The organism is Saccharothrix sp. ST-888, from assembly GCF_000955975.1.
Classification (GTDB): Bacteria; Actinomycetota; Actinomycetes; order Streptomycetales; family Streptomycetaceae; genus Kitasatospora.
The window spans coordinates 67,238-90,666 of sequence record NZ_JYJF01000009.1 but is presented as its reverse complement, the minus strand read 5'-3'; the positions used below and the strand labels follow the sequence as shown (position 1 = coordinate 90,666).

Sequence of the window (23,429 nt, the reverse complement as noted above, 5' to 3'; positions counted from 1 at the left end):
GTGGCGCGGGCTGACGGTGGCGCGGGGAACCGCCGGGCGGGCCGGTACGGGCGGTCAGCGGCGAGGCCCGTGGGCCGTCCGGGCTCCGCCGGTGGCCCGCGCCACTCCGCACAGGCGTCAACGCATGCATTCGCCCTGGCGACCGGCGATGCTGGAGCGGTGATGTACGAGACGGACTTCTGGCAGCTCATCGACGAGACCCGGGACGCGGCCGACGGCGACCCCGACGACCAGGCCGAGGCGCTGGTCGAGCGGCTCGTGCAGCTGACACCCGACGATGTGCTCGACTTCGCGCGGCTCTTCGAGGCCCGCTTCCAACGCGCCTACCGCACCGATGTGTGGGCCGCCGCGCACCTGATGCTCGGCGGCGCCTCGGAGGACACCTTCGACTACTTCCGGTGCTGGCTGATCGGCCAGGGCCGGGAGGTGTTCGAGGGCGCGCTGCACCAGCCGGACGATCTGGCGGAGCTGGTGCCGGACTTCGACGAGGAGGAGGACGGCGAGGCCGAGGACCTCGGCTACGCCGCCGACGAGGCGCACGAGCAGCTCACCGGTCTGCCGCTGCCCGAGCTCGGGGTCGAACAGCCGCGCCGGCCCGAGGGCACCCCGTTCGACTTCGAGGACTCCGCTCTCATGGCGAAACGGTTCCCCAAGTTGTGGGAGCAGTACGGACGTTGAGCACGGCGGGACCGGGTCAGACGCCCGCGCCGCCCCCGATACCCTGGCCGCCCCTGATGCCCTGGACGATCCGGTCGAGCACGGCCGGCCTCGGCGCCTGCGGGTGGTCGTCCACCGACCCGGTCAGCACGGTGAAGCCGCCGCCCCGGGCCGGGACGGTCACGACCAGGACGTACCCCTGGACGCCCTGCTTCGGGACCACGTGCCAGCGCTCGGCGAAGCCTCGCCCGCCCGCCACCGTGACCGGCCCGGAGGGGAGTTCCTCGTGTGCGGCGAGGTCGCCGAAGAGCTCGGGTGCGGTGTCCGCCATCACCGAACGGGCGACCGTCATCGCATCGGTGCCGTCCACCGCGACCGCGTCGATGCCGAAGCTGCCGCGCACGCAGCCCGCCGGGTCCGCACAGGAGTACCGGGCCGTGGAGAGATAGACGGCGACGTCCCGGTCGTGCCGGCCGGAGGTCCAGCCGGCGGGCAGTGGGACGCGCCAGCCGTGCGCCAAGTCCCTTGCGGCACCGTCCGGTCCGACGGGCGCGACGGCGGTCGGACCGGCATCTGCCTCCTGCCGGCCAGGTCCGCCGTCCCGCACGGTGGCACCGGGTGGCGGAGCGGCGGCGCTGTCGTCGTCCTCGTCCGAGTCCAGACCGATCCAGACCAGTCCGGTGACGGCCACGGCCGCGAAGACGGCGACCACCAGGCCGATGATCAACCCGCCGTGGAGCTTCCGAACGGACTCGGGCTGCGAATGCGATCGACCCGGCAGAGTCGGATCCACCGGGGCGCTGAACGCCGTTGCAGCATGAGGTGGTTGTCGCGTTCCGCCGTCATCGGAGGGCGGTGGAGCCGACGGGGACGCGGGCGTTGCGGACCGGGCACCGATCCGGGCGCCGCCGTCCTGCTGGGGCTCCGGTGCGCCGCCGCACGGACCGGGCCCGGACTCCGGAGGCCGGCCCGGAGGAGTCGAGTCGCTCACGTACCGTACCGTACCCGTCGGCGCCCGGACCCGGCAGATGCCCTGCGGCACACGGACTGACCTGCCATCAAGCGGCACCATGTGCCGTGTACTTGTCGCGACACGGACTGACCTGCCATCAAGCGGCACCATGTGCCGTGTACTTGTCGCGATGACCGGACCCGGCGCGGGCCAGTGGCTCAGCCGTGATCGCGGTCGTGGTCGTGGCCGAGCAGGCTGCGCCCCATCAGCACGTCGTCCACGTACTCGCCGTCGAGGTGGAACTCCTCCGGCAGGATGCCGTCCACGGTGAAACCGGCCCGTTCGTAGAGCCGCCGGGCGGAGGTGTTCCGGCCGAGCACGCGCAGGGTCATCCGGCGGATCCCGTCGGTGCGGGCGGCGTCGATCGCGGCGTCGATCAGCAGCGCACCGATGCCCCGCCCCCGGAATGCCGGCAGTACGCCGAAACCCTGGATCTGGCGGATGTGCCGGTTGGTGGCCAGCGGCGTGGGCGGCACCTGCCGGATGTAGCCGACGACGACGCCGTCGGACTCGGCGACCAGGCACTGCCCGGGAGTGCGGCGCTCGTGGAAGAACCCCGCGTCCTCGGCGGGCTGTGGCGAGACGTCGCTGATCCAGGACCAGGCCGCGTGGTCGATCGCGGCGAGCTGCGCCCCGTCCTCGGTCAGTGCTCGCCGTATGGTCACACCGTCAGGTCGCATGGCCGACATGCTATTCAGCGGGTGGCTCCCCGACCACGGATTTGCGACCTGGCACGATGGCCCCATGCGTATCGCGGTGACAGGTTCCACGGGTCTGATCGGTTCGGCTCTCGTCCGCTCCCTGCTGGCGGACGGGCACGAGGTGGTACGGCTGGTCCGCCACCGGGCGAGGACCGGCAGGCAGTCGGACGGCACGGTCGGGGTCGGCTGGAATCCGCACCTGATGCAGATCGACCGGGCCGGCCTCGACGGCGTCGAGGCAGTGGTCAACCTGGCCGGTGCCGGGGTCGGCGACCGCCGCTGGACGGAGGGCTACCGGCAGGAGATCCGGGAGAGCCGGGTACTCGGGACCGAGACCATCGCCGCCGCTCTCGTCGAGGCGAAGCAGCCGCCCCGGGTCCTGGTGAACGCCTCCGCCGTCGGCTACTACGGCCAGACCGGCGACCGGGTCATCGACGAGGACGCACCCCCCGGGGAGGACTTCCTGTCCGAGGTCTGCGTCGAGTGGGAGGCGTCCGCCAGGCCCGCCGAGGACGCCGGGATCCGGGTGGCCTACGCCCGCACCGGACTCGTCCTCTCGGCGAAGGGCGGCGCGGGCGGACGGCTGTTCCCGCTCTTCCGGCTCGGGCTCGGCGGACGGCTGGGCTCGGGCGACCAGTACTGGGCGGTGATCTCGCTGGCGGACGAGGTCGCGGCGCTGCGGTTCCTGATCGACGGGGAGGACCTGAGCGGCCCGTTCAACCTGACCGGACCGGAGCCGGTCACCAACCGGCAGCTGACCGAGGCGATGGGACGGGCACTCGGGCGGCCGACGCCGTTCCCGGTCCCGGAGGCCGCGCTGCGGCTGGCCCTCGGCGACATGGCGGTGGAGGTCGTCGGCAGCCACCGCGTGCTGCCCAAGCGCCTCCTCGACGCCGGGTTCCACTTCCAGCACCCGGACGTGGACTCGGCCGTGCGGGCGGCGCTCTAGACACCCGGGCAGAGCTCGGCCGCCGGACTCGGCCGTCGGACTCGGCTGTCAGGCGGCACCCCGGGCAGCCGGCTCAGGTCTCCGAGGAGAACCGGGAGAGCCGGGAGTCCGGCGCCAGCCGTGCAACGGTCGGGGGGCCATGTGGCCGGCGGGGCTCCAGGCACTGCGGAGGCGTGTGGTCGACCGCCGGGCCCCTGCACCGCCTGGCGGGCCTACCGCACGGGGGCGGTCGGCGGGGCGTACGCCGGGCGGCGGTCGGGGCGGATGGAGGGGGCGCACGGTGGCATCCGGACGGCGCGCTGTACGCCCCTGGTGACCGTGCGCGCCCGCCGAGCCGGGGAACGCTCCGTTCCGGCGCACAGTCCGTGACCGTGCCCCGCATCATGCCGCCGATGCCCGCCGGGGCCCCCGATTCGAACGAATTTCTCTGCCTGATCGCCGCACTGACGGGGCATCACATCGTCGGACCGTGTCCCGGCAGCCCGCTGCCCGCGTCGGCCGGTCCCCCCGGAACCAGGGAGGGAGCACACTCGTGCCCGCACATGACTTCACCCGCCGCACCCGCCGGCAGTCCGACCCGGACGTCGTCGTCGTGGGCGCCGGGCTCGCGGGACTGGCCGCCGCGCACGCGCTCACCGGCCGGGGCCTGACCGTCCAGGTACTGGAGGCGACCGAGCGGATCGGCGGCCGGACGGCCACCCGAGAGCTCGACGGCTTCCGGCTGGACAACGGCGGCCACCTGCTGAACACCGACTTCCCCGAGCCGCGCCGCCGCCTCGACCTGGACCGCCTGGAGCTGCGCCCGCTCGCCCCCGGCGTCCTGGTGCACAGCGGAGCCCGCCGCTACCGAGTCGGCGACCCGCAGCAGACCGCTGCCCGGCAGGCCGCCGCCCGGGGCCCGCTGGGCAGTCCGCTCGACAAGGCCAGGCTCGGCGCCACCCTCGGCCGGCTCGCCGTCACGCCCGTGCCGCGCCTGCTGGCCAGGCCGGAGACCACCACCGCCCGGGCGCTGGCCGACCGGGGCCTGGCCCCCCGCACGGTGGACGGCTTCCTGCGGCCGCTGCTCGGCGCCCTGCTCAGCGACCCCGCCCTCGGCACCAGCAGCCGGGTCGCCGATCTGGTCCTGCGCTCCTATGCGCGCGGGCGGCTCTGTCTGCCCGCCGCCGGTATCGGCGCGGTGCCCGCACAGCTGGCCGAGCGGCTCCCGGTCGGGACCGTCCGGCTCGGCGTCCGGGTCACCGCGATCGCCGCCGACGGCGTCGACACCGCCGGTCACGGACGCATCGCCGCCCGCGCGGTGGTGCTCGCCACCGACGCCCAGTCGGCGGCCACCCTGCTGCCCGGCCTGCGGCTGCCGGACTTCCACCCGGTGACCACCTACTACCACGCCGCCGACCGCTCGCCCCTGGGCGAAGCCGTCCTACTGCTCGACGCCGACCGGCCCGGCGGCCGGCCGGTGCTCTCGCACTCACTGGTCCTGAGCGAGGTGGACCCCTCGTACGCGCCGCTCGGACGCGCGCTGATCGCCACCACCGTGCTCGGCCGGCGCAGCTTCGAGCCCGGCGGCCCCGCCGGGTACGAGCCCCTGGTGCGGCGCCGGCTCGCGGAGCTGTACGGGACGTCCACCTCGGGCTGGGAGTTCCTGAGCGTCCGTCACATCCAGGACGCCGTACCGGCGATGCCGCCGCCGCACAACTTCCGGCGGCCGGTGCGCCTGCTGGCCGGGCTGTACGCCTGCGGTGACCACCGGGACACCAGCACCGTGCAGGGCGCGCTGGTCTCGGGGCGGCGGGCGGCCCAGGCCGTGCTGCGGGACCTGCGGGTACCGATGACCTCGCAGCCGGCCGAGGCGGCGGCGTAGGCCAGGTCCGCGGCGGCGGCGTGGGCCAGGTCCGCGGCGGCGGCGTGGGCCAGGTCTGCGATGGCCGGGTGCGAGATCGACTTCACCCGGCCCGCCGCCGTGCGGCCGTACGCTGCCTGCCCGGATCAGGGTGGTCAGATGACGCCGGCCTGGCGGGCGGCCTCCTCGAAGGATCGGGCGGCCTGGCTGACCCGGTAGGGGGCCAGACGGCGGTGGAAGTCGCGGAGGTACTCGACCGTGCGGGCCGAGCGCATCTCGCCTGCCGCGCGCAGGGATTCGCCGGCGATGCCGCAGGCGTCGTCCACGTCGCCCATGCCGAGGCGGGCGGTGGCGAGGACCATCCGGCAGAAGATCCGGCTGCGGGCGAAGGCCGGGGCCCGCAGCCGGAGGGACTTCTCGGCGTTCTGGGCGGCCGGGCGCCACTGCTGGAGGTCCCGGTAGCAGTGGGCGAACTCGTCGGCCAGTTGGGCCTCGTCGAAGTAGCGGGCCCAGGAGGGCAGGTCGTCGCCGGGACGGGCGGTGCCCAGGGCGCGCTCGCAGCGGACCATGGCGGTGGTGCAGGAACGGACGTCCCCGACCAGGGCGTGGCCGCGCGCCTCGGCCGCGTGCATCAGTGCCTGGACCGTCGGTGGCGCGGCGGTGCCGACGCCCTGCTGGGCGACCCTGGCGAGCTGGATGGCCTCCCGGCTGTGGCCCAGGTGGACGGCCTGCTGGCTCATGGTGGTAAGGACATGGCCGCCGAGCACGCGGTCCCCCGCCGCCTGCGAGAGGCGCAGCGCCTGGACGAAGTAGCGCTGGGCGAGGCCGTGAGCGGCGATGTCGAAGGACGTCCAGCCGGCCAGCCGGGTGAGATCGGCGACCGCGCCGAACAGGGCCCGGCCGATCTGCTCGCCGTACCGGCCGCGCAGCATCGGCTCGGCCTCGCTCTCCAGGTACCGGACCAACGCCTGCCGGGCGTGGCCGCCGCCGTACGCCTGGTCCAGGGCGCGGAAGAGGTCGCCGACGGCGCGGATCGCGGCGATGTCGCCCCGGCCGACCCGCAGCGCCGGGCGCTGCTCGCGGGCGGCCGACTCGCCGGGCTCGGCGCCGGACACCCGGGCCAGGCCGGCCGACCCGCGGCTCTGGGCCGGCACCCGGACCAGCGGCGCCTGGGTCAACAGCTGGGCCGGGATCGCGGGTTGGGACGAGATGGCCGATACCCCCGGACGGGCTCCGGAGCCCACCGGCCGGGTGGCGGGATCGGCGCTCGGCACGGAGCCGTCCCGGGCGACCCGCTCGTCGGTGCGGCCGATCAGCCAGTCCCGGCTCGGGACCACCAGGCCGGCCGGGGTGAAGGCGATCCGGCGCAGCTCGGACTGCGGGCCGTTGTCCTTGCGCCACATGCTGGCGACGATGTCCACGGCCTCCTGCGGGGTCTCGGCGAACTCGAGCCCGGCGTAGACGGGGGCGCAGGCGTCCAGGCCGATGTCCTGTGCGGAGAAGCGGCGGCCGAGGCGGCGGGTGAAGACCTCGGCGATCAGCGCGGGGGTGGCTCCGCGCGGCTGCTGGCCGCGGAGCCAGCGGGTCACGGAGGTCTTGTCGTAGCGCAGGTCCAGCCCGTGCTCCAGGCCCAGTTGGTCGACCCGGCGGGCGAGGCCGGCGTGCGAGAAACCGGCCTCCTCGATCAGGGCGGCGAGGCGCGGGTTCTGGGTGCGGTCGGCGCCGTGGGCGCTGTGCGCTCCTTGGGCGGCCTGGACGGCGACCTGGGCAGCCCCGGTGGGCGGGAAGGCGTCAGCGGGCGGGAAAGCGTCGGTGGGCGGAAAGGCGTCGGTCTGACCATGGTCGGTGGCGTGCGGTGGCGTCCCGGCCGGCACGTGGTGCGGGTCGAGCTGTCCGTACGTGGTCGGGCGGTCGGTTGCAGGCCTCTGGGGCATGTCGGTCTCAACACCTCTCTAGCGCCCCACCGGTACCCCGGTGCCCGGAGCGGCGCCCCCTGTCAGGAGTCGGCGTGAATGTAGCGAGCATTTTGCCGCTATGGGTGGATCTGGGCGGGCAATGCTCCGAACGGGTGACTCAGTGGCGCCCGTTGTGAGGAAGATGGGACTGAACGTGTTTGGGTGAAAGCGTGACTGTGTCCATTTCTGTCCCATGGCGCTCAGCACCACTCATCGGTCGGGTTCCGTGGTGTTCGAGCACATAGGAGCCGCTGCGACCCGTGGCGGAGCCGTCCGGCCGAATCGGATTCGAGCGTTTCCCGTCAGAGGTGGAACTGGCACGATGGCCCGCACCATGGACGACCCCCACACCGGTCCGGCCCCGGCGCTGCGCAGGCTGCTCGACCTGCTCGCGTCCGGCGCCGCCACCGAGGACTTCGCCGAAGTCCTGGCCGAGGCCCGGCGGCAGGACGCGCCCGCCGACGTGCTGGCCGAGATCGACGAGGCCACCTGGCAGGCCGTGCGCGTCCACCGGACCCTGCGTCAGCACCGGCGCCGGGAGGCCGAACTGACCGCGCTCTTCGACACCGCCGGCGATCTGGCCGCCTCCCGGGACCTGGACTCGGTCCTGCAGGCGATCGTCCGCAGGGCCCGGATGCTGCTCGGCACCGACACCGCCTACCTGACGCTGCCCGACCCCGCCGCCGGGGACACGTACATGCGGGTCACCGACGGGTCGGTCTCGGTCCTCTTCCAGACCCTGCGGCTGAGCCTCGGCGACGGCCTGGGCGGACTGGTCGCGCAGACGGCCCGCCCCTACGCGACGCCCGACTACCGCACCGACGAGCGCTTCCACCACACCGGCCGGATCGACGCGGGCGTGCTCGACGAGGGCCTGGTGGCGATCATCGGGGTGCCGCTGCTGCTCGGCGGCCAGGTGATCGGGGTGCTGTTCGCCGCCGACCGCACCCCGCGCGCCTTCTCCCCCGACGAGGTCGCGCTGCTGTGCTCGCTCGCCGCGCATGCCGCCATCGCCCTGGACACCGCGAAGGCGCTCGCCGACACCAGGGCGGCGCTGGCCGGGCTGAACGCCGCCAATGCCGTCATCCAGGCCCACGCCGCCGCCGTCCAGCGAGCCGAGCGGGCCCACGACCGGCTCACCGACCTGGTCCTGCGCGGGGCCGAAGTGCCCGACGTGGCCGCCGAGGTGGCCGCCCTGCTGGGCGGCGAGGTCACCGTGCGCGACGCCGAGGGCAACCGGCTGGCGGGGCGCGGCCGGGCCGATGAGGGACCGGCCGAGGCGGTGGCGGCCTCCCGGGCCGAGGGCCGCGCGGTGCCGCACGGGGCGGACTGGGTCTGCGCCGTACTGGCCGGCCAGGAGCCGCTCGGCAGCCTGCTGCTGCACGGCAGACCCGACCTGGACCACGCCGACCGCCGCCTGTTCGAGCGGGCCGCCGTGGTCACCGCCCTGCTCCTGCTGCTGCGCCGCTCGGTCGCCGAGACCGAGAACCGGGTCCGCGGTGAACTCCTCGCCGACCTGCTCACCGCACCGGACCGCGACCCGGCCGGGCTCACCGCGCGCGGTCGCCGCCTGGGCGTCGACCTCGGCCGCCCGCACCTGGTGCTGGTCGCCGAGGCCGCCCCCGAGGAGCGCGCCAAGCTGGCCGGTGCCGCCGTCCGCCACCTCTTCGGGACCAGGGGCGTCAGCGCCGAGCACGGCGAGTCGGTGGTCCTGCTGCTTCCCGAGGACGGCGCGCACTCCCCCGGACACCGGGCGGCGCAGGCCGCCGACCGGCTGGCCGGGCTGCTCGGCGCGCCGGTCACGGTCGGTGCGGGACGGGTCGCCACCGGGCCCGTCGCACTGGCCGCCTCGTACGCGGAGGGGGTGCGGTGCGTACGGGCGCTGCGGGTGCTCGGGCGGGTCGGCGACGGCGCCTCGGCCGCCGACCTGGGGTTCCTCGGCGTCCTGCTGGGTGACGGCCACCGGGTCGACGGGTTCGTGGCGAGCACGCTCGGGCCCCTGCTCGACTACGACGCCCAGCGCGGCACCGAGCTGGTCCGCACCCTGCGCGCGTACTTCGACTGCGGCGGCAGCCTGACCAGGGCCAAGGGCGAGCTGCACGTCCATGTGAACACCGTGGTGCAGCGCCTGGACCGGATCGGGGTGCTGCTCGGCCACGGCTGGGACCGCCCCGAGCGGGCGCTGGAGCTGCAGCTCGCGCTGCGCCTGCAGCTCCTCGCCGAGAGCTGACGGTGCTCGGGAGGCTGTTCCGCCAAACCGTTCAGCCAGGAGGTGCGGCAGCTGCGCCCGCCCCCCGGTACGCGCGGTTCCGCGCCCCCTCTGGTGGCTCACCCCGAGCAGCCGGGTATCACCCGGTCAGGCGTACGCTAGCCGGGTTGGTCTCGAACGCCTGGCAAGGAGCAGCGGTGAGCGAGAACGTACGGTTCGTGCGGATGGGCATCGGCGAGGGCTCGGTGCCGTACGAGGAGGCGTGGGCCGAGCAGCAGCGCCTGCACGCTCTTCGGGTCGCGGACGAGATCCCGGACACCGTGCTGCTGCTGGAGCACCTGCCGGTGTACACCGCGGGCAAGCGCACCAATCCGGAGGACCGCCCGCTGGACGGCACCCCGGTGGTCGAGGTCAACCGCGGCGGCGAGATCACCTGGCACGGTCCCGGGCAGCTGATCGGCTACCCGATCGTCAAGCTGCCGGACCCGATCGACGTGGTCGCGTACGTGCGCCGGCTGGAGGAGGCGCTGATCCGCTCCTGCGCCGACTTCGGCCTGGAGACCACCCGGGTCGAGGGCCGCAGCGGGGTGTGGGTGCTGGGCGAGACGATCCCGGACGCGGTGGTGGATCCGTCGCAGGTGGTCGAGATCGGCAAGCTGACGCTGCGGATGGGGCTGCCGCTGGGGATCGACCCCCGGCTGGCCGGTCCCGAGTACGCGCCGTCCAACGCCGGTCAGCGCGGCGACGACCGCAAGCTGGCGGCGATCGGGGTGCGGGTCGCGCGGGGCGTGACGATGCACGGCTTCGCGCTCAACTGCAACCCCGACATGACATGGTTCGACCGCATCGTGCCGTGCGGGATCCGGGACGCCGGGGTGGCCTCGGTCACCTCCGAGCTGGGCCGGGACTTCGGGGTCGGCGAGGCGCTGCCGGTGGTCGAGAAGCATCTCGGGGAGGTCTTCGCGGAGCTCCCGGAGCCCGCGTTCGCCCGCTGAACCCGGCCGAGCCCGGCCGACTTGCGGGCCGACTTGCGGTCGCCGACCGGCCGAGTCCCGGCTGCTGCGTTGGGAATCTCCCCGGTCCGTCCGCTGTTGCCCTGCGAATGCGGGGCACAGGCTCGGCACAAGCCCTACAAGCACAGGCGTACCCTGGTGGTACCCGTCTAGTTCTAGGAGTCGCACGTGTCCGCTGTCGCGCCCGACGGCAGGAAGCTCCTCCGCCTGGAGGTCCGCAACAGCGAGACCCCCATCGAGCGGAAGCCCGAGTGGATCAAGACCCGGGCGAAGATGGGCCCGGAGTACAACGCCCTTCAGTCGCTGGTGAAGAAGGAAGGGCTGCACACGGTCTGCCAGGAGGCCGGCTGCCCGAACATCTTCGAGTGCTGGGAGGACCGCGAGGCGACCTTCCTCATCGGTGGTGACCAGTGCACCCGCCGCTGCGACTTCTGCCAGATCGACACCGGCAAGCCCGCCGAGTTCGACCGGGACGAGCCGCGCCGGGTCGCCGAGTCCATCGTGACCATGGACCTCAACTACGCCACCATCACCGGTGTCGCCCGTGACGACCTGGAGGACGGCGGCGCCTGGCTGTACGCCGAGACGGTGCGCCAGGTGCACGCGATGACCGCCGGGCGCGAGAGCGGCCGGACCGGCGTCGAGCTGCTGATCCCGGACTTCAACGCGGTGCCCGAGCAGCTGGCCGAGGTCTTCTCCTCCCGCCCCGAGGTGCTGGCGCACAACGTCGAGACGGTCCCCCGGATCTTCAAGCGGATCCGCCCGGCCTTCCGCTACGAGCGCTCGCTGGACGTCATTACCCAGGCCCGTGCGGCCGGTCTGGTGACCAAGTCCAACCTGATCCTGGGCATGGGCGAGACCCGCGAGGAGGTCAGCCAGGCGCTGGCCGACCTGGTGGGCGCCGGCTGCGAACTGATCACCATCACCCAGTACCTGCGTCCCTCGCTGCGCCACCACCCCGTGGAGCGCTGGGTGAAGCCGCAGGAGTTCGTGGAGCTCCAGGAGGAGGCCGAGGAGCTCGGCTTCGCCGGCGTCATGTCGGGCCCGCTGGTGCGTTCCTCCTACCGGGCCGGACGGCTCTACCGCCAGGCGCTGGAGCACCGCGCGCAGGCGGCCGTCTGACCTCCCGCAGTGATCCGGACACCGGCGGGGTGAGCGACACGCTCACCCCGCCGCGGTGTCCACGGCGCCGCCGCCGCCGGACTCTGCTTTCATCTGACATTGACGGTCAGCTCACCGGACGGTAACACCGGCCGGTCAGGATGGGACCGTCCAATCCGTATCGCGACGAGGGAAGTGCTCGGCATGCAGGTACGCATCGGAAAGCTCACCCAAGTGCGCGAGGTCCGCTCGGTCGGCGGCGCGCTGCGCCTCGCCGAGAGCGTGCTGCTCGCGGGCGGGCGGCAGCAGGCCCGGCTGAACGCCTGGGCGGCCGTCTGCGAGAACCGCCGGTACGCGGCGGACCGGGAGAGCGACGCCCCGCTGCCCGGTGGTTCCGGCGGTGCCGCCGAAGGCTCCCGCCGCCCGGTCTGAGTGAGCCGAGCTGCCCGAGGCCCGAGTGGGCCGAGCGGCCCGAATGCCATCGAATGCCGTCGGATACCGCTGAATGCCACCGGCCGGGCCCGAGCGCGGTGATCCGGTGGGGGGCGCCCCTTGGATATCCTCCGGCCCTGCCACGTACCATGAGCGTTATGGCGACGGAAACATCCGGCAACCCTGGGCGACTCAAGCAGATCCGCCTGGCGTACCAAATGACCAAGAAGGTCGACACCAAGATCGGCCTGATCATCGCAGGCGTCGGCCTCATCACCTTCGGCGTGTTCCTCGCCATCGGCTTTGCGATCGACCACCCCATCTACCTGGGCATCCTCGGCTTCATCGTCGGCTTCCTGGCGATGGCGATCGTCTTCGGACGCCGCGCCGAGCGGGCCGCGTTCGGGCAGATGGAGGGCCAGCCGGGCGCGGTGGCGGCCGTGCTGAACAACATCAAGCGCGGCTGGAGCGCCAACCCGACCCCGGTTGCCGTCACCCGCAACCAGGACGCGGTCTACCGCGCCGTGGGCCGTCCCGGCATCGCGCTGATCGGCGAGGGCAACCCGAACCGGGTCCGCCCCCTGCTGGCCGCCGAGAAGCGGAAGATGGCCAAGGTCGTCGGCGACATCCCGGTGCACGACATCATGGTCGGCGACGGCGAGGGCGAGATCCCGCTCAAGAAGCTGCAGATCCACCTGATGCGGATGCCGCGCTCGATCACCCCGGCGCAGGTCACCGAGACCAATGACCGGCTGCGCGCGCTGGGCGACCTGCTCTCCAAGGCACCGATCCCCAAGGGCCCGATGCCCAAGGGCGCCCGGATGCCCAAGGGCGGCCAGGCCCGCTGAGCCGCCGCTCCCCCCTCGACACACCACGGCCCCGCCGCGAGCGCTTCTCGCGGCGGGGCCGTTTGACTTCTCCCGAAGCGGCCGGACCGTCGACGGGACCAGCGCCTGGTGGCCGGACCCCGACGGGTCAGACCCGGACTTCGACGGTGCCGACCGCCTTGTCGTGCAGCCCCCGGGTGTCGCGGTCCCAGACCAGCGCCGGCACCACCAGGCAGAGCAGCAGGGTGCGCAGCAGTACCTGGGGGATGGTCGCGCGGCTGCCGTCGAGGCGGACCACCCGCAGGCCGAACAGCCGCTTGCCGACCGTGGTCCCCGCGGTGGCCAGCAGCAGCACGGTCACGACGTAGAACAGCGGCGTGGTCCACAGGTTGGCCTCGGACTGGTCGCCGCGCGCGAGCAGCCCGTAGGCGATCAGACTGCAGAGCCAGCCGTCGACGAACAGCGCGCCGATCCGGCGGCCGGGGCGGGCCAGCGATCCCGGGCCCTCCTCGGGCAGGCCGAGGCGCTCGCCGCGGTACCCGAAGTCGGCGCCCATCTTCTCGGCGGCGGCCTTCGGGCCGTCGATCCACGATCCCAACGCTTCTCTGGTGTCCACGAATCCACACTATCCGGGCAGGGCGGCCGATCTTCGGCCCCCTCCCCCGTCGGCAACCCGTGTGGGTGAATCGCACACCGCCGGGCCCGTTCAGTGGTCCAGACCACTTGGCAGACGGGGGCCGCACCGGAGAAGCGTTTTGCCCAGAACCGTACGACTTTGCCGCCCGCGGCACGCGGGTGGTTAACATTCAGGAAACGGTGGAGTCACCGGCCGGAAACGGCCTCTCCCTATGGTGAGCCACCAATCCGCACGCTGAGGAGGATGGATGTTCAACAACGCCGCCGAAGTGAAGCAGTACATCTCGGACAACGACATCAAGTTCATCGACGTCCGGTTCTGCGACCTGCCGGGTGTCATGCAGCACTTCTCGGTGCCCGCCTCGACGTTCGACCCGGACGAGACCCTGATGTTCGACGGCTCGTCGATCCGGGGCTTCCAGGCCATCCACGAGTCGGACATGGCACTGGCGCCGGACCTCAGCACGGCCCGCCTCGACCCGTTCCGCGCCGACAAGCACCTCAACATCAACTTCTTCATCCAGGACCCGATCACGGGTGAGGCCTACAGCCGCGACCCGCGCAACGTCGCCAAGAAGGCCGAGGCGTACCTCGCCTCGTCCGGCATCGCCGACACCGCCTACTTCGGGCCCGAGGCCGAGTTCTACGTCTTCGACTCGGTCCGCTTCGAGACCAGCGCCAACGCCTCGTACTACCACATCGACTCCGAGGCGGGTGCCTGGAACACCGGGTCCGCCGAGGGCGACGTCCGCGGCTACAAGGTCAAGTACAAGGGCGGCTACTTCCCGATCCCGCCGGTCGACCACTTCGCCGACCTGCGCGCCGAGATGTCCCTCGAACTGGCCGCCTCCGGCCTCCAGGTCGAGCGGCAGCACCACGAGGTGGGCACCGCAGGACAGGCCGAGATCAACTACAAGTTCAACACCCTGCTGCACGCCGCCGACGACCTGATGCTGTTCAAGTACATCATCAAGAACGTCGCCTGGCGGAACGGCAAGACCGCCACCTTCATGCCCAAGCCGATCTTCGGGGACAACGGCTCCGGCATGCACGTCCACCAGTCGCTGTGGACCGACGGCTCGCCGCTCTTCTACGACGAGCAGGGCTACGCCGGTCTCTCCGACACCGCCCGGTACTACATCGGCGGTCTGCTGAAGCACGCGCCCTCGCTGCTCGCCTTCACCAACCCCTCGGTGAACTCCTACCACCGGCTGGTCCCCGGCTTCGAGGCCCCGGTCAACCTGGTGTACTCGCAGCGCAACCGTTCGGCCGCGATCCGCATCCCGATCACCGGCTCCAACGCCAAGGCCAAGCGCATCGAGTTCCGCGCGCCCGACCCCTCGTCCAACCCCTACCTGGCCTTCTCCGCCATGCTGATGGCCGGCCTGGACGGCATCAAGAACAAGATCGAGCCGCTGGAGCCGGTCGACAAGGACCTCTACGAGCTCGCCCCCGACGAGCACGCCTCCGTGCCCCAGGTCCCCGCCTCGCTCCCCGCGGTCCTCGAAGCCCTGGAGGCCGACCACGAGTACCTCCTCGCGGGTGGCGTCTTCACCCCGGACCTGATCGAGACCTGGATCGACTTCAAGCGCACCAACGAGATCGCTCCGATCGCGCTGCGTCCGCACCCGCACGAGTTCGAGCTCTACTTCGACCTGTAGGGGTACCTCCGACCTGCGGAAACGCAGTTTGATCTCTCATCGTTTCCGCAGGTCAGACACCCTTCTGACCTGCGGAAACGCCTGGGGAGGGGGCGGCCGCGACACCCCTGGGGCTCGCGATGTGAAATGAGTGTGAAATGAGCACGCATAGATCGAACTCGCGATGATCACCCCGTCGTCCTTGCCAACACTGGGCAGTACGCCATCTCGCTACTTTCAGTAGTCATCGCTCATAGGCTGCCGACTCAACAGGTTCGATCTGTTGCCAGCACTGCCGCTCCCGCAGGCGAAGCGTCACCCACGCTCGCCAGTTCCCACCGATAAAGAGGACATCCGAGAAGGCAGGGAGTACGCCGGACCTCGACAGGCAGAGTCCGTCGAGAATCAGTCGGCTCAGGCAACAGCAAGCCCTGCGGCGGCCACGGAGACGATGGCAGACAGCACGAACAGTTGAGACCAAGTGCCGAGCGGGCCGATCAGGACTGCGCCTGCCCATGGGGCGAGGGCAGCGACCAGGGTGGCCAGGGCCTCCCAGGAGGGCGCTCAGTCGTCCGGTAGCAAGCGGTACCCCACGGTGGCTTGGAGGAGTTCCGGTTGCCCCCGACGGCGCCGGCCAGTATGGGCAGGGTGATCAGCAGGGCGGCGAGACCAGGCGTCGCGGCGAGGGCGAAGGTAGTGGCCCTGCTGGCGGCGATCAGTACGCTGGCGCGCGCCCGGGCAGCGAGCGGTGTGTACCGGATGCGTCCCAGCGTCTGCCCCCGGCCGCCCAGTCCGAGGGCCCAGGTGGCCAGCATCGGACTGAAGTAGCGCGCGGTCAGTAGCGTGACTATTCGGACTGCATAAATCCGCTTGTCGGTGGTGTGTGGGACTCTTTGAACATGACGCTCCGGGGTAACTACTCCCAACGAAGGTGCCCCAATACACACGGACGGTGTCTCATGGGCGGCGCACGGGTGATACGCACGAACAGAGTCCTACCACCCGATCCGAACGGCTGTCGGTGGTGCGGCGACGCCCGAGGCCACCACGGCACTCAGTGGGTGGCCTCGGTCGGTCAGCACACTTGGGCGGAGCCGACGACCGAGCAGCGGCTTCGCCGCATGCAGGCGCGGCGGGCGGCCCGGCAGGCCGCGTCCGCGGCAGTCACCACAGATGCGGCCCCGCGTTCCGGGCGCGGATGACCAGATCGTCGAAGAGCTTGGTGAGGTCCTCAGGAATGCGCTCCTTGGGCAGGTGGGCGGCGATCCCGACCATCAAGTCCTCCTTGGACTGAGGCCCCTCCAGGGAACCGGTCTTGAACATGGCCAGCAGCGCGGAGCTGAACTTCTTGCCCGACCGCAGCTCGGCTACGTCGCCGGGCTGCCACGGCCCCGAGCCGTCGGTTCGCGGCCACAGGGCGTTGGCCGTGTCAGCCCAGTCCGCGTTCTGGAACACATCCTCCAGTTCGTTGGGCGCGCCCAGGTAGAAGCAGTGCTCGTCGGGAGTGAAGCCATACTGCTTGAGCTTGTCGTCGCGGAAGACCTGCTTCTGGTTCGTGCGGCTGTCCTTGTCGACCACGAATGCCACGGCCCGACGGTGGTCGGCCAGGAACTGCGCGAAGCGCAGCGCGCCCTCGTTGCTGCCGCCGGCCATCAAACACACGCCTGCGGACTGGATAGGTACGCCGGCGTGCTTGCGGAACAGGATCGGGAACGCGGACGTCTCCGATACGCCCTCCACAGCGACGAAGAACCGCTCGTGCAGCAGGACGCTGTTGCGGAACCCGAGTGTCGTCGCGATGGTCGATAGGTGGCGGCGCACGTCCACGTCGGCGCCGCCTTCATCGAGGACCTCCACGCAGACCCGTCCCTGGTGGGTGCGCAGGTGCACCACGGAGGAGATGTCGACCCCGTCGATCAGGTTGAGCGAGTGGGTGGCCACGATCACCCGGGCGTTCGGCTGCGCCGACTGCCCCTGGATGAGCGACATGATCCGCCGCTGGCGGGTGTAGTCCAGATGGGTGTCCGGCTCGTCGTAGACGAACACGACGTCGCTCGTGGTGCCGTCGTCGTTCTGGGTCAGCTCATTGCTGCTCTCCCAGAGAGCCAGGGAGATACGGCGGGAGCGGCCCGTTCCGGCCGAGGACAGCGGGATGCGACGTCCGCCCGCGTCCACGATGGTCAGTTCCACGCCAGTCAGGGCGGGCTTGACCTGCACCTTCGGGTCGAGCTCGACCGACGGCAGTTCGCAGCGGTCCGCGATGTGCTCGCGGATGCGGTCGATGTCCGCAGTCAGCGAGTTCGCGAGGTACTCCTCAAGCTCCTCGACCCGTTTGGCGGCGTCATCGGATCGGCTGTATTCCCGCAGGCGAGACCCCAGCAAGGTATGGATCACCGTCTCAGGCGCCTGGACCGCATCGCCGCGGAAGTACACGAGCGACGGCAATGCGGCCTCCACGGAAGAGTCCGCTGCTACCCACGCGTCGACCTGCGGCATGGTGTCGGCAAGCTGCCGCAGCGGCTGCTCCCAGCTGTCGCGCGCGGTGGCCGGGCCGACCGGGAGTACGCCATAGGAGCTCGCGGTCGCCTTCAAGGCAGGGAGCTTGAGTGACGCGAGGTCCTGCAGCGCCGCCTCCTCGCACACGCGGCGCCGCACCTCCAGGAACGAGCCCGCCTCCGGCCGGTAGCGGCGCCGGATCCGCACATGCTCGGGCAGGCCCAGGACTTCCTGCTCGTGGGGACGCAGCGCGAAGGAGCCCTCGACCACCGCCTGTGCCAAGCGCGCCGGCGCGTCGGCGTCCTCGGCTTCGCCCTCGCCGAGGTAGGTCAGGTCACGCTCACTTAGTGCTGTGCCCTCCAACAAGAACGCGAGGGCATCCAACAGCGCCGTCTTCCCGCCCTCGTTCTGGCCGGTCAGTACAGTCTGCCGCAAGACCGGCACCTGCTTGATCTCCGCGAGGCAGCGGAAACCCTCGACCGACACATCACAAATCTGCACGCACGCCTCGACTTGGCCAGGAACGGGTGGGACTCAAAGGGACCGGATCAGCCCGCAAGCTTGCGAGTCGGGTAGCGCCCCTTGATATGCCGGGCCACAAACCCGCCCTTGCTCGCTGCGGCCAGCAGTGCGGTGTGCACCTCCGCAGGCACGCGCGTGTACTCGTAGAGGGATCCGCTGTGGAAGGCGATCTGCAGGGTGCTGGAGCAGTCGTCGTAGCCGACGGACAGGACATTGGTGGACTGGACCGGCTGGTGCAGCACAGTGCCTCCTGCGATTGATGCGCCGGAAGGTGCCCGGTTGGCCGTTGATGCTATCAGCAGTACGCCAAGAGCCCGCCCGGAAAGGGAGGTTGCGCCGGGCGGCATGCCAACCATGGGGGCGCATGAGCTGCTGGCCTACCCCTCAGTCATCGGGGTAGTTCTATTCCTCTTCGGTCGTGTAGATCTCCGCCGTCGGATGGCCGGCTTCCTTGCGCATCCTGTGCCGGTCACCGGCCCACCACGCCTCGTCTCGGGTGGTGAAGCCGCCACGAGAATGCCCGCCGCACACGCAGCGCCAGTAGTACCACATCCGAATGCGGGGGGTCGGTCCCGGCCTGCGGGCCGCCGTGCGCCGCTGCGCCGCCACCCCGGCAGCCACCAACCCGAGGACTGCGCCCACCAGCTTTCCGATCACGCCTGGACGGTAGCGGCGGTCGAGGTGACAGGGCAACAGCCTAGGCCACTAGCCAAGCCCGGCTGTGGGCCGCAGGAGATGAGAAGCGACTCCCTAACCGGAGGTAGGGTCACGTTTGCCCAGGTGAGGGGGTGGCCGTCGCTCGTTAGGCATGCTCGGGCCGTCGTATCGGTGCGGGGCTTGCTGGGGGTGGCGGATGGCGTCGGTGCTGGGGGTCCGGGAGCGGCGTGAATGGGTGGCGTTGGCTCGGGCGGAGGAGCTGAGGGCCGAGCTGGAACGGCTTCAAGCCGCTGTCGCGGAGGTTGAGGAGGCCGCGCGGCGCGCGGTCATCGCTCGCGAGGACGCCGTCGAGGCCCTGGCCGAGGCGGCCGATGAAGCCGCTGTATCCGAGGCGCCGACGGCAGTTCGGAGCTGGACGCGGACGGAGCAAGCACGCCACAGTGGGACAGTCGCACTTGCCGACCATGACTCGAGGGCGCGGGGGAACAAATGGCACCACCGGCACCCCGCCAAAGGAACCCGCAGCCATCGCCACACACGCCGAGCAGGCCGCCGCCCAGCTCAGCTCACCGAACCACAGACCCCAGCCCTGAATCTCCCGCAGACGAGCAGCCATGGTGCAACGCCGCCAGTTGCGGCCGGGCGCAACGGCCCGCATCCCCTGTGTCGGCATGGTGGCTGGCGGCCAGCCGTACACGGGGACAGGCTGGCGCAGCGCCGGTGTCAAGAATCGGTGCGCCGTGTTCGTGCGGCAGGCGCTATGGCAGATGAAGTAGCTGGGGTGCTGGGATGCCCCATTGGGCCCATCGCTGGACTTCCCAGCCACCCATCAGTTTGATGCTGTGCGCACGCGCGAAGCGCAGGGCCGGCTTCGTGAACCCCGCGTTCGTTACCAGGATCGCTACGTCGGCACCGTGTTGGGGTTTGGCGGTCCCGTTGAAGCGTTGGAGCGCTCCGGTGTCGACCTTGTGCAGCTTGGAACTCAACTTGCACTGCACTACGCACCGCTGTCCGGACGGGCTCACCGCTATGACGTCGGCGCCGAGGTCTCCTGGCCCGCCCCGCCGCTGGATGATCGTAAAGCCGTCCCGCTCGAAGAGTGTGGCTACGAGATCCTCAAAGTCGCGGTGGTGCATCCTCGTCAGGTCCCACCACTTGGTGCCAGCACCTGACCTGACGTAGCCGATGCGCCGGTCTTCAGTCAGCGTGATGCCCTGGCAGGCGATTGCGTGGTTCGTCAGGAGCTCCGCGAGGCGGACTTGGGCCGCGTATAGCCGGTACGAGAGGCCAGCCACTGCTTCCATTGTTGCTGGCCCGTGGGACGGGGCGGATGAGTCCGTTCCAGGAATCAGACCAAACGCGCTCGCAGCGCCGCTCCAGAGCTCGGAACACTCCCGGACCGCTAGATCGGCCTGTTCGCGTTCCTCGAAGAGGCTGGTGCGCAAGGCCTTGGTTGCCGTGTCAAAGGCCTCCACGGTTTCCGACGGCACCTGGTCGCCTGCTGGGCACCGGAATCTCGCTGCTGCACGGCGGCTCGCGTCATCAACCTCACTCACCACCGTGGACCAGTGAAGCCGCAGAGCGTCATAGATGCTGCGCAGATACCGTCCTTCAGTGCTGATGCCCATGGCAGAGTCCAGGTGGGCCTGGCGGGCGGCCTCCGCGAGAGCTACGGCGTGAACTGCGTCGCAGTGTTCTCTGAGGATCTGCCTGAGTTGCTCCCGCGCTCTCGGCAGCCCGAAGTAGAGGTCTGCTACTCCCTCAAGACGGCGTGTCCACTGTGAGGAGCGGCTGTCGCGCTGATATTGATCACGGACGTCGTAGCCGAAGAGGGTGCCTCGTTCATTCCACAGCCTCTCCGCGAGATCGGCAGCCTGCCTGCCCGAGGTCTTGGCTTCCCTCAGCGACACCATCAGCTTGAGCTCTGCAGCCTGGATGCCCTCCGCGACAGCCGCCGGTACTGGGCCATAGTGCGGGCCGAGACCGTAGCCCTCTGCTTGCTTCCTGCGTAGCGCGTCCTGCAGTAGAGCCTCCACCGTGCGGTGATGCTCGTTCAGCGCGTCATGCGCATCGAGAAGGAAGTATCCCTCTTCGTTCCACAGCCACGTTGCGAGGAGGGCGGCGTGATCCGCAACGGCGATCTGGGCGCCCATCCACCGCCGTAGGTTGCGGTTGGCATAGCGGGTGGGAAGTACGGAGAGGGATCGATCAATGTGCACTGGGGGAGGGTACAGATGACCACTGACATGCACTCGTTAGGGTCCGCCATGGCCATGTCGGCGATCACGTAATTCCCTATCTTCGATCGGTTCCGCGTCACGGAATTTCCCCCGTGCGGTCAGGATTCCCCGGGGGGGGTCACGATCGATCTTGCGTAGCTGGGTGGGGGTGGAGGCTTCCGATAGACCATGGTGCGGGTCGCTTACGCGCTCGGTGGTGTCGGGCGCAAGCCCTCGAGCAGGGCGGCGAGGTAGCGGTGTGCGGCGTAGAACCGGGCGGCGGGGGTACCGCCCCCACCCGTACGACGCCAGACTCGTCAGCGCCCTCCTCGCCCTGGACGCTGAGCCCCGTCCACGCGGGCCACCACGAGTATCCCCCGGCAACCCTGTGTAGCGGCTGACAGGAGCAGTCGCCATGGCGTGTTCATCACCGCTCGGCATTTCTCACCGCAGCTCATCGTCATCAGTGCTGCATGTGCACTAGCCGTGAAATGATCTTCCGTGAGGGCATCATTTCCGCAGGTCAGAGGCATGTTCGATCACTACTTCGACCTGTAGGACCCCATCTGACCTGCGGAAACGCCTGGAGAGGAGTCGACTGCAACCCCTCTGGGACTCGCGATGTGAAATGAGTGTGAAATGAGCACACGTAGATCGAACTCGTGATGATCACCCCGTTGCCCTTGCCAGCACTGGGCAGTGCACCATCTCGCTACTTTCAGTAATCATCGCTCGCGGGCTGCCGACTCAACAGGTTCGATCTTTTGCCAGCTCTGCCTCTCCCTCGGGCGTGTGGCGGGACGTCCTGCTGATCGAGCGCCGCAGTGCGGTGGTCGGCTGACCCAGGGCCCGCCGAGGCCCTCAGTCCGGCGGCTTGCTGCCCAGGTACCGGACCACCGAGTCGTCCTGGGCGAGTTGGATCTGGACGGTGGCCTCGCCCTCCTCGTCGAACTGGCGCAGGGCCTGTGGCAGGTTGAGGAAGCGCTCCACGCGGATCTCCTCGACCATCGGTCCCAGGTCGATCCGGTTGCCGCCGAAGTCGTAGGTGATGCATTCGTAGACAGCCGCCATGCGCAGCGGCCCGGCCGCGGCCGAGAAGCGGTCGAGGGCTTCGCGCCTGACGACCACGAGGGATGCCGTGCCGCCGTAGGACCGGGTCCGGCCGCCGTTGAGGAGCGTGAGCGCGTCCTCGACGTCAAGTGCGTCGCGCAGGGTGAAGCCGTCGGGGATCGGGAAGAAGTGGCCGGTGAGGCTCTGGAGGCGTGCGAGGCCGTCGAATGCGTCGGCCCACCGCCGTGCCTCTTCGGGAGGCATCAGGCAGACCGAGTCCGGAATCGGTTCACTGAGTTCGGGTCTGTCCCGGTCTCCCATGGCCAGTTCCATCAAGCGGCCGGGAAGCATCTGCGCCATCAGCCGCAGCGCGGGTACGTAGGCAGAGGGCATAGCTAGGTTGGGTGGGACGAAGGTCATCCGGAACTGCATGCGCTGGGAGGACGCATCCAGCCTCAGCCTGGTTTCGAAAACACCGGTCGAGTCGGCCCCGTAGAGGCACCCTCCGCTGGTGCCTGTGGACCGCTGGGTGAACCTGACCTGCAGGGAGGCGGCCGGAAGGCCGCTCTCCGCCCGCACGATGATGGAGGCGACGGTCGGAGGGTCGAGAGGTACGCGTGGCGCGGAGATGTGGAGTTCACCCTGTGCCACGGGACCACTGATGCCGAGTGCGGCCGGCGCGTTCACGGTGATGTCCCGCAGGTGTTCTCCGGGCAAGTGAACGTCGTCGCCTCCGAACCGGATGACCCGTTCGAAGCGGTGTCGGAGGCGGGTGTGCTCGGCGTCGTTCTCTTTGAAGAAGACCTGGCCGCTGAAGCTGATCAGTTCTTCCGTCGGGATGTGCCAGGTCTTTGGGACGATTTCGACGACCGGTGCCCCGTCCGGGGCGGTGGTGGCGTGCAGGCCGTAGTGGGGGGAGAGTTCCTGAGCGCGGGCAGCCAGCGCGGCGTAGCGCAGCGCGAAGTCCGGCACCCCGCGCATCAGGGTGTCGCGTTCGGCTCTGGACTCGGCGATGTGTCGCAGGATCTCGTCGCTGGTGCTGTGCAGGCTGTAGCGCACCAGGTCGGGAAAGGCGGCGATCTGGGTGTTCAGCCAGCTGAGCCCTCGCCAGTGCCGGACGAAGGGGAACTCGCTGCGGAGGCCGTCGAACCACTGCTGTTCGGACGGGTTGGCGTCGATCGGTACCAGGAGGTCCCAGTGGTCGGGTTGGTGGCGGGCGGTGGAGACCAGGGAGTCGACCACCTGCCTGCGCCGGCCCTTCGTCATGCGGCCAGCGAACGACTTGGCCTCGTAGTTGATGAGCTCGGAGCGCTCCGTGTACTCGAAGAGATCGCGACCTCCGTCGCCTCCGGCCCCGTCAACTGGGAACGCCTGCGGACGCAGCCGGAGGACCAGCATGGCGATGAGGGCTTCGGAAACCTTGGGCTGCGAGCCCAGCTTGCCCCACGGGACTTCGACCATCCGCTCACGATAGCGACCGGTGCCGACGGCCGTGCCCCTGCTCCAGAGCTGT

The 23,429-nt window shown here is 70.6% G+C and carries 17 protein-coding genes and 1 pseudogene; 9 read left to right on the top strand and 9 right to left on the bottom strand.

Going from position 1 to position 23,429, the window contains the following annotated elements; genetic code table 11:
• The first annotated feature begins 162 nt into the window (after window positions 1-162).
• Window positions 163-678 carry a DUF4240 domain-containing protein gene (locus UK12_RS06250; protein WP_045300444.1) on the top strand — a complete coding sequence of 172 codons (516 nt, stop codon included), beginning with the start codon at window positions 163-165 and terminating at the stop codon, window positions 676-678.
• Window positions 679-694: 16 nt separating this feature from the next.
• Here UK12_RS06250 and UK12_RS36350 read toward each other — a convergent pair whose 3' ends face one another.
• Together UK12_RS36350 and UK12_RS06240 are read right to left on the bottom strand one after the other, a co-directional pair.
• Window positions 695-1,384: a hypothetical protein gene (locus UK12_RS36350; RefSeq protein WP_052681633.1), complete on the bottom strand. Its 690-nt coding sequence runs from the start codon at window positions 1,382-1,384 to the stop codon at window positions 695-697.
• A gap of 443 nt (window positions 1,385-1,827) precedes the next feature.
• Window positions 1,828-2,349, bottom strand: a complete 522-nt coding sequence (locus UK12_RS06240) for a GNAT family N-acetyltransferase (protein WP_045300498.1) — start codon at window positions 2,347-2,349, stop codon at window positions 1,828-1,830.
• A 64-nt stretch (window positions 2,350-2,413) separates the two neighbouring features.
• Here UK12_RS06240 and UK12_RS06235 point away from each other — a divergent pair, with 64 nt between their 5' ends.
• On the top strand, window positions 2,414-3,319 hold the full coding sequence (locus UK12_RS06235; RefSeq protein ID WP_045300442.1) for a TIGR01777 family oxidoreductase: 906 nt from the start codon (window positions 2,414-2,416) through the stop codon (window positions 3,317-3,319).
• Window positions 3,320-3,851: 532 nt separating this feature from the next.
• Window positions 3,852-5,180 carry an NAD(P)/FAD-dependent oxidoreductase gene (locus UK12_RS06230; RefSeq protein ID WP_045300440.1) on the top strand — a complete coding sequence of 443 codons (1,329 nt, stop codon included), beginning with the start codon at window positions 3,852-3,854 and terminating at the stop codon, window positions 5,178-5,180.
• Window positions 5,181-5,314: 134 nt separating this feature from the next.
• Here UK12_RS06230 and UK12_RS06225 read toward each other — a convergent pair whose 3' ends face one another.
• Complete coding sequence (locus UK12_RS06225; RefSeq protein ID WP_231591062.1) at window positions 5,315-7,093, bottom strand: hypothetical protein; 1,779 nt, start codon at window positions 7,091-7,093, stop codon at window positions 5,315-5,317.
• A gap of 355 nt (window positions 7,094-7,448) precedes the next feature.
• Here UK12_RS06225 and UK12_RS06220 point away from each other — a divergent pair, with 355 nt between their 5' ends.
• The 5 genes and pseudogenes from UK12_RS06220 to UK12_RS06200 all read left to right on the top strand — a co-directional run bounded on the left by UK12_RS06220 (window position 7,449) and on the right by UK12_RS06200 (window position 12,717).
• A complete protein-coding gene (locus UK12_RS06220; protein ID WP_045300494.1) occupies window positions 7,449-9,344 on the top strand; it encodes a helix-turn-helix domain-containing protein in 1,896 nt (631 codons plus the stop codon).
• A gap of 176 nt (window positions 9,345-9,520) precedes the next feature.
• On the top strand, window positions 9,521-10,318 hold the full coding sequence (lipB, locus tag UK12_RS06215; RefSeq protein ID WP_269431991.1) for a lipoyl(octanoyl) transferase LipB: 798 nt from the start codon (window positions 9,521-9,523) through the stop codon (window positions 10,316-10,318).
• Window positions 10,319-10,504: 186 nt separating this feature from the next.
• A pseudogene (gene lipA, locus UK12_RS06210) lies at window positions 10,505-11,440 on the top strand (lipoyl synthase); the annotation flags it as partial.
• A gap of 201 nt (window positions 11,441-11,641) precedes the next feature.
• A complete protein-coding gene (locus UK12_RS06205) occupies window positions 11,642-11,869 on the top strand; it encodes a hypothetical protein (protein ID WP_156178568.1) in 228 nt (75 codons plus the stop codon).
• A gap of 158 nt (window positions 11,870-12,027) precedes the next feature.
• Window positions 12,028-12,717, top strand: coding sequence for a DUF4191 domain-containing protein (locus UK12_RS06200; RefSeq protein WP_045300434.1), 690 nt, complete (start codon window positions 12,028-12,030; stop codon window positions 12,715-12,717).
• A gap of 127 nt (window positions 12,718-12,844) precedes the next feature.
• Here the strand turns inward: UK12_RS06200 and UK12_RS06195 are convergent, their stop codons facing one another.
• Window positions 12,845-13,312 (bottom strand): RDD family protein, encoded by a 468-nt coding sequence (locus UK12_RS06195; RefSeq protein WP_045300432.1) that lies wholly within the window; start codon window positions 13,310-13,312, stop codon window positions 12,845-12,847.
• 268 nt (window positions 13,313-13,580) lie between these two features.
• Here UK12_RS06195 and glnA point away from each other — a divergent pair, with 268 nt between their 5' ends.
• Window positions 13,581-14,993 (top strand): type I glutamate--ammonia ligase, encoded by a 1,413-nt coding sequence (glnA, locus tag UK12_RS06190; RefSeq protein WP_045300430.1) that lies wholly within the window; start codon window positions 13,581-13,583, stop codon window positions 14,991-14,993.
• A gap of 1,143 nt (window positions 14,994-16,136) precedes the next feature.
• On the opposite strand, the gene UK12_RS06185 is transcribed toward glnA, so the two are convergent.
• From UK12_RS06185 to UK12_RS06165, 5 genes are all read right to left on the bottom strand, one after another.
• The gene (locus UK12_RS06185; protein WP_052681631.1) at window positions 16,137-17,954 is read right to left on the bottom strand and encodes an ATP-dependent nuclease; all 1,818 of its coding nucleotides are present in this window, start codon (window positions 17,952-17,954) and stop codon (window positions 16,137-16,139) included.
• Window positions 17,955-18,016: 62 nt separating this feature from the next.
• The gene (locus UK12_RS06180) at window positions 18,017-18,232 is read right to left on the bottom strand and encodes a KTSC domain-containing protein (protein ID WP_045300426.1); all 216 of its coding nucleotides are present in this window, start codon (window positions 18,230-18,232) and stop codon (window positions 18,017-18,019) included.
• A 160-nt stretch (window positions 18,233-18,392) separates the two neighbouring features.
• Window positions 18,393-18,647: a hypothetical protein gene (locus UK12_RS06175; RefSeq protein ID WP_156178566.1), complete on the bottom strand. Its 255-nt coding sequence runs from the start codon at window positions 18,645-18,647 to the stop codon at window positions 18,393-18,395.
• Window positions 18,648-19,405: 758 nt separating this feature from the next.
• Window positions 19,406-20,800 carry a restriction endonuclease gene (locus UK12_RS36345; protein WP_052681629.1) on the bottom strand — a complete coding sequence of 465 codons (1,395 nt, stop codon included), beginning with the start codon at window positions 20,798-20,800 and terminating at the stop codon, window positions 19,406-19,408.
• 927 nt (window positions 20,801-21,727) lie between these two features.
• A complete protein-coding gene (locus UK12_RS06165) occupies window positions 21,728-23,377 on the bottom strand; it encodes a hypothetical protein (RefSeq protein ID WP_045300422.1) in 1,650 nt (549 codons plus the stop codon).
• Window positions 23,378-23,429: the final 52 nt, after the last annotated feature.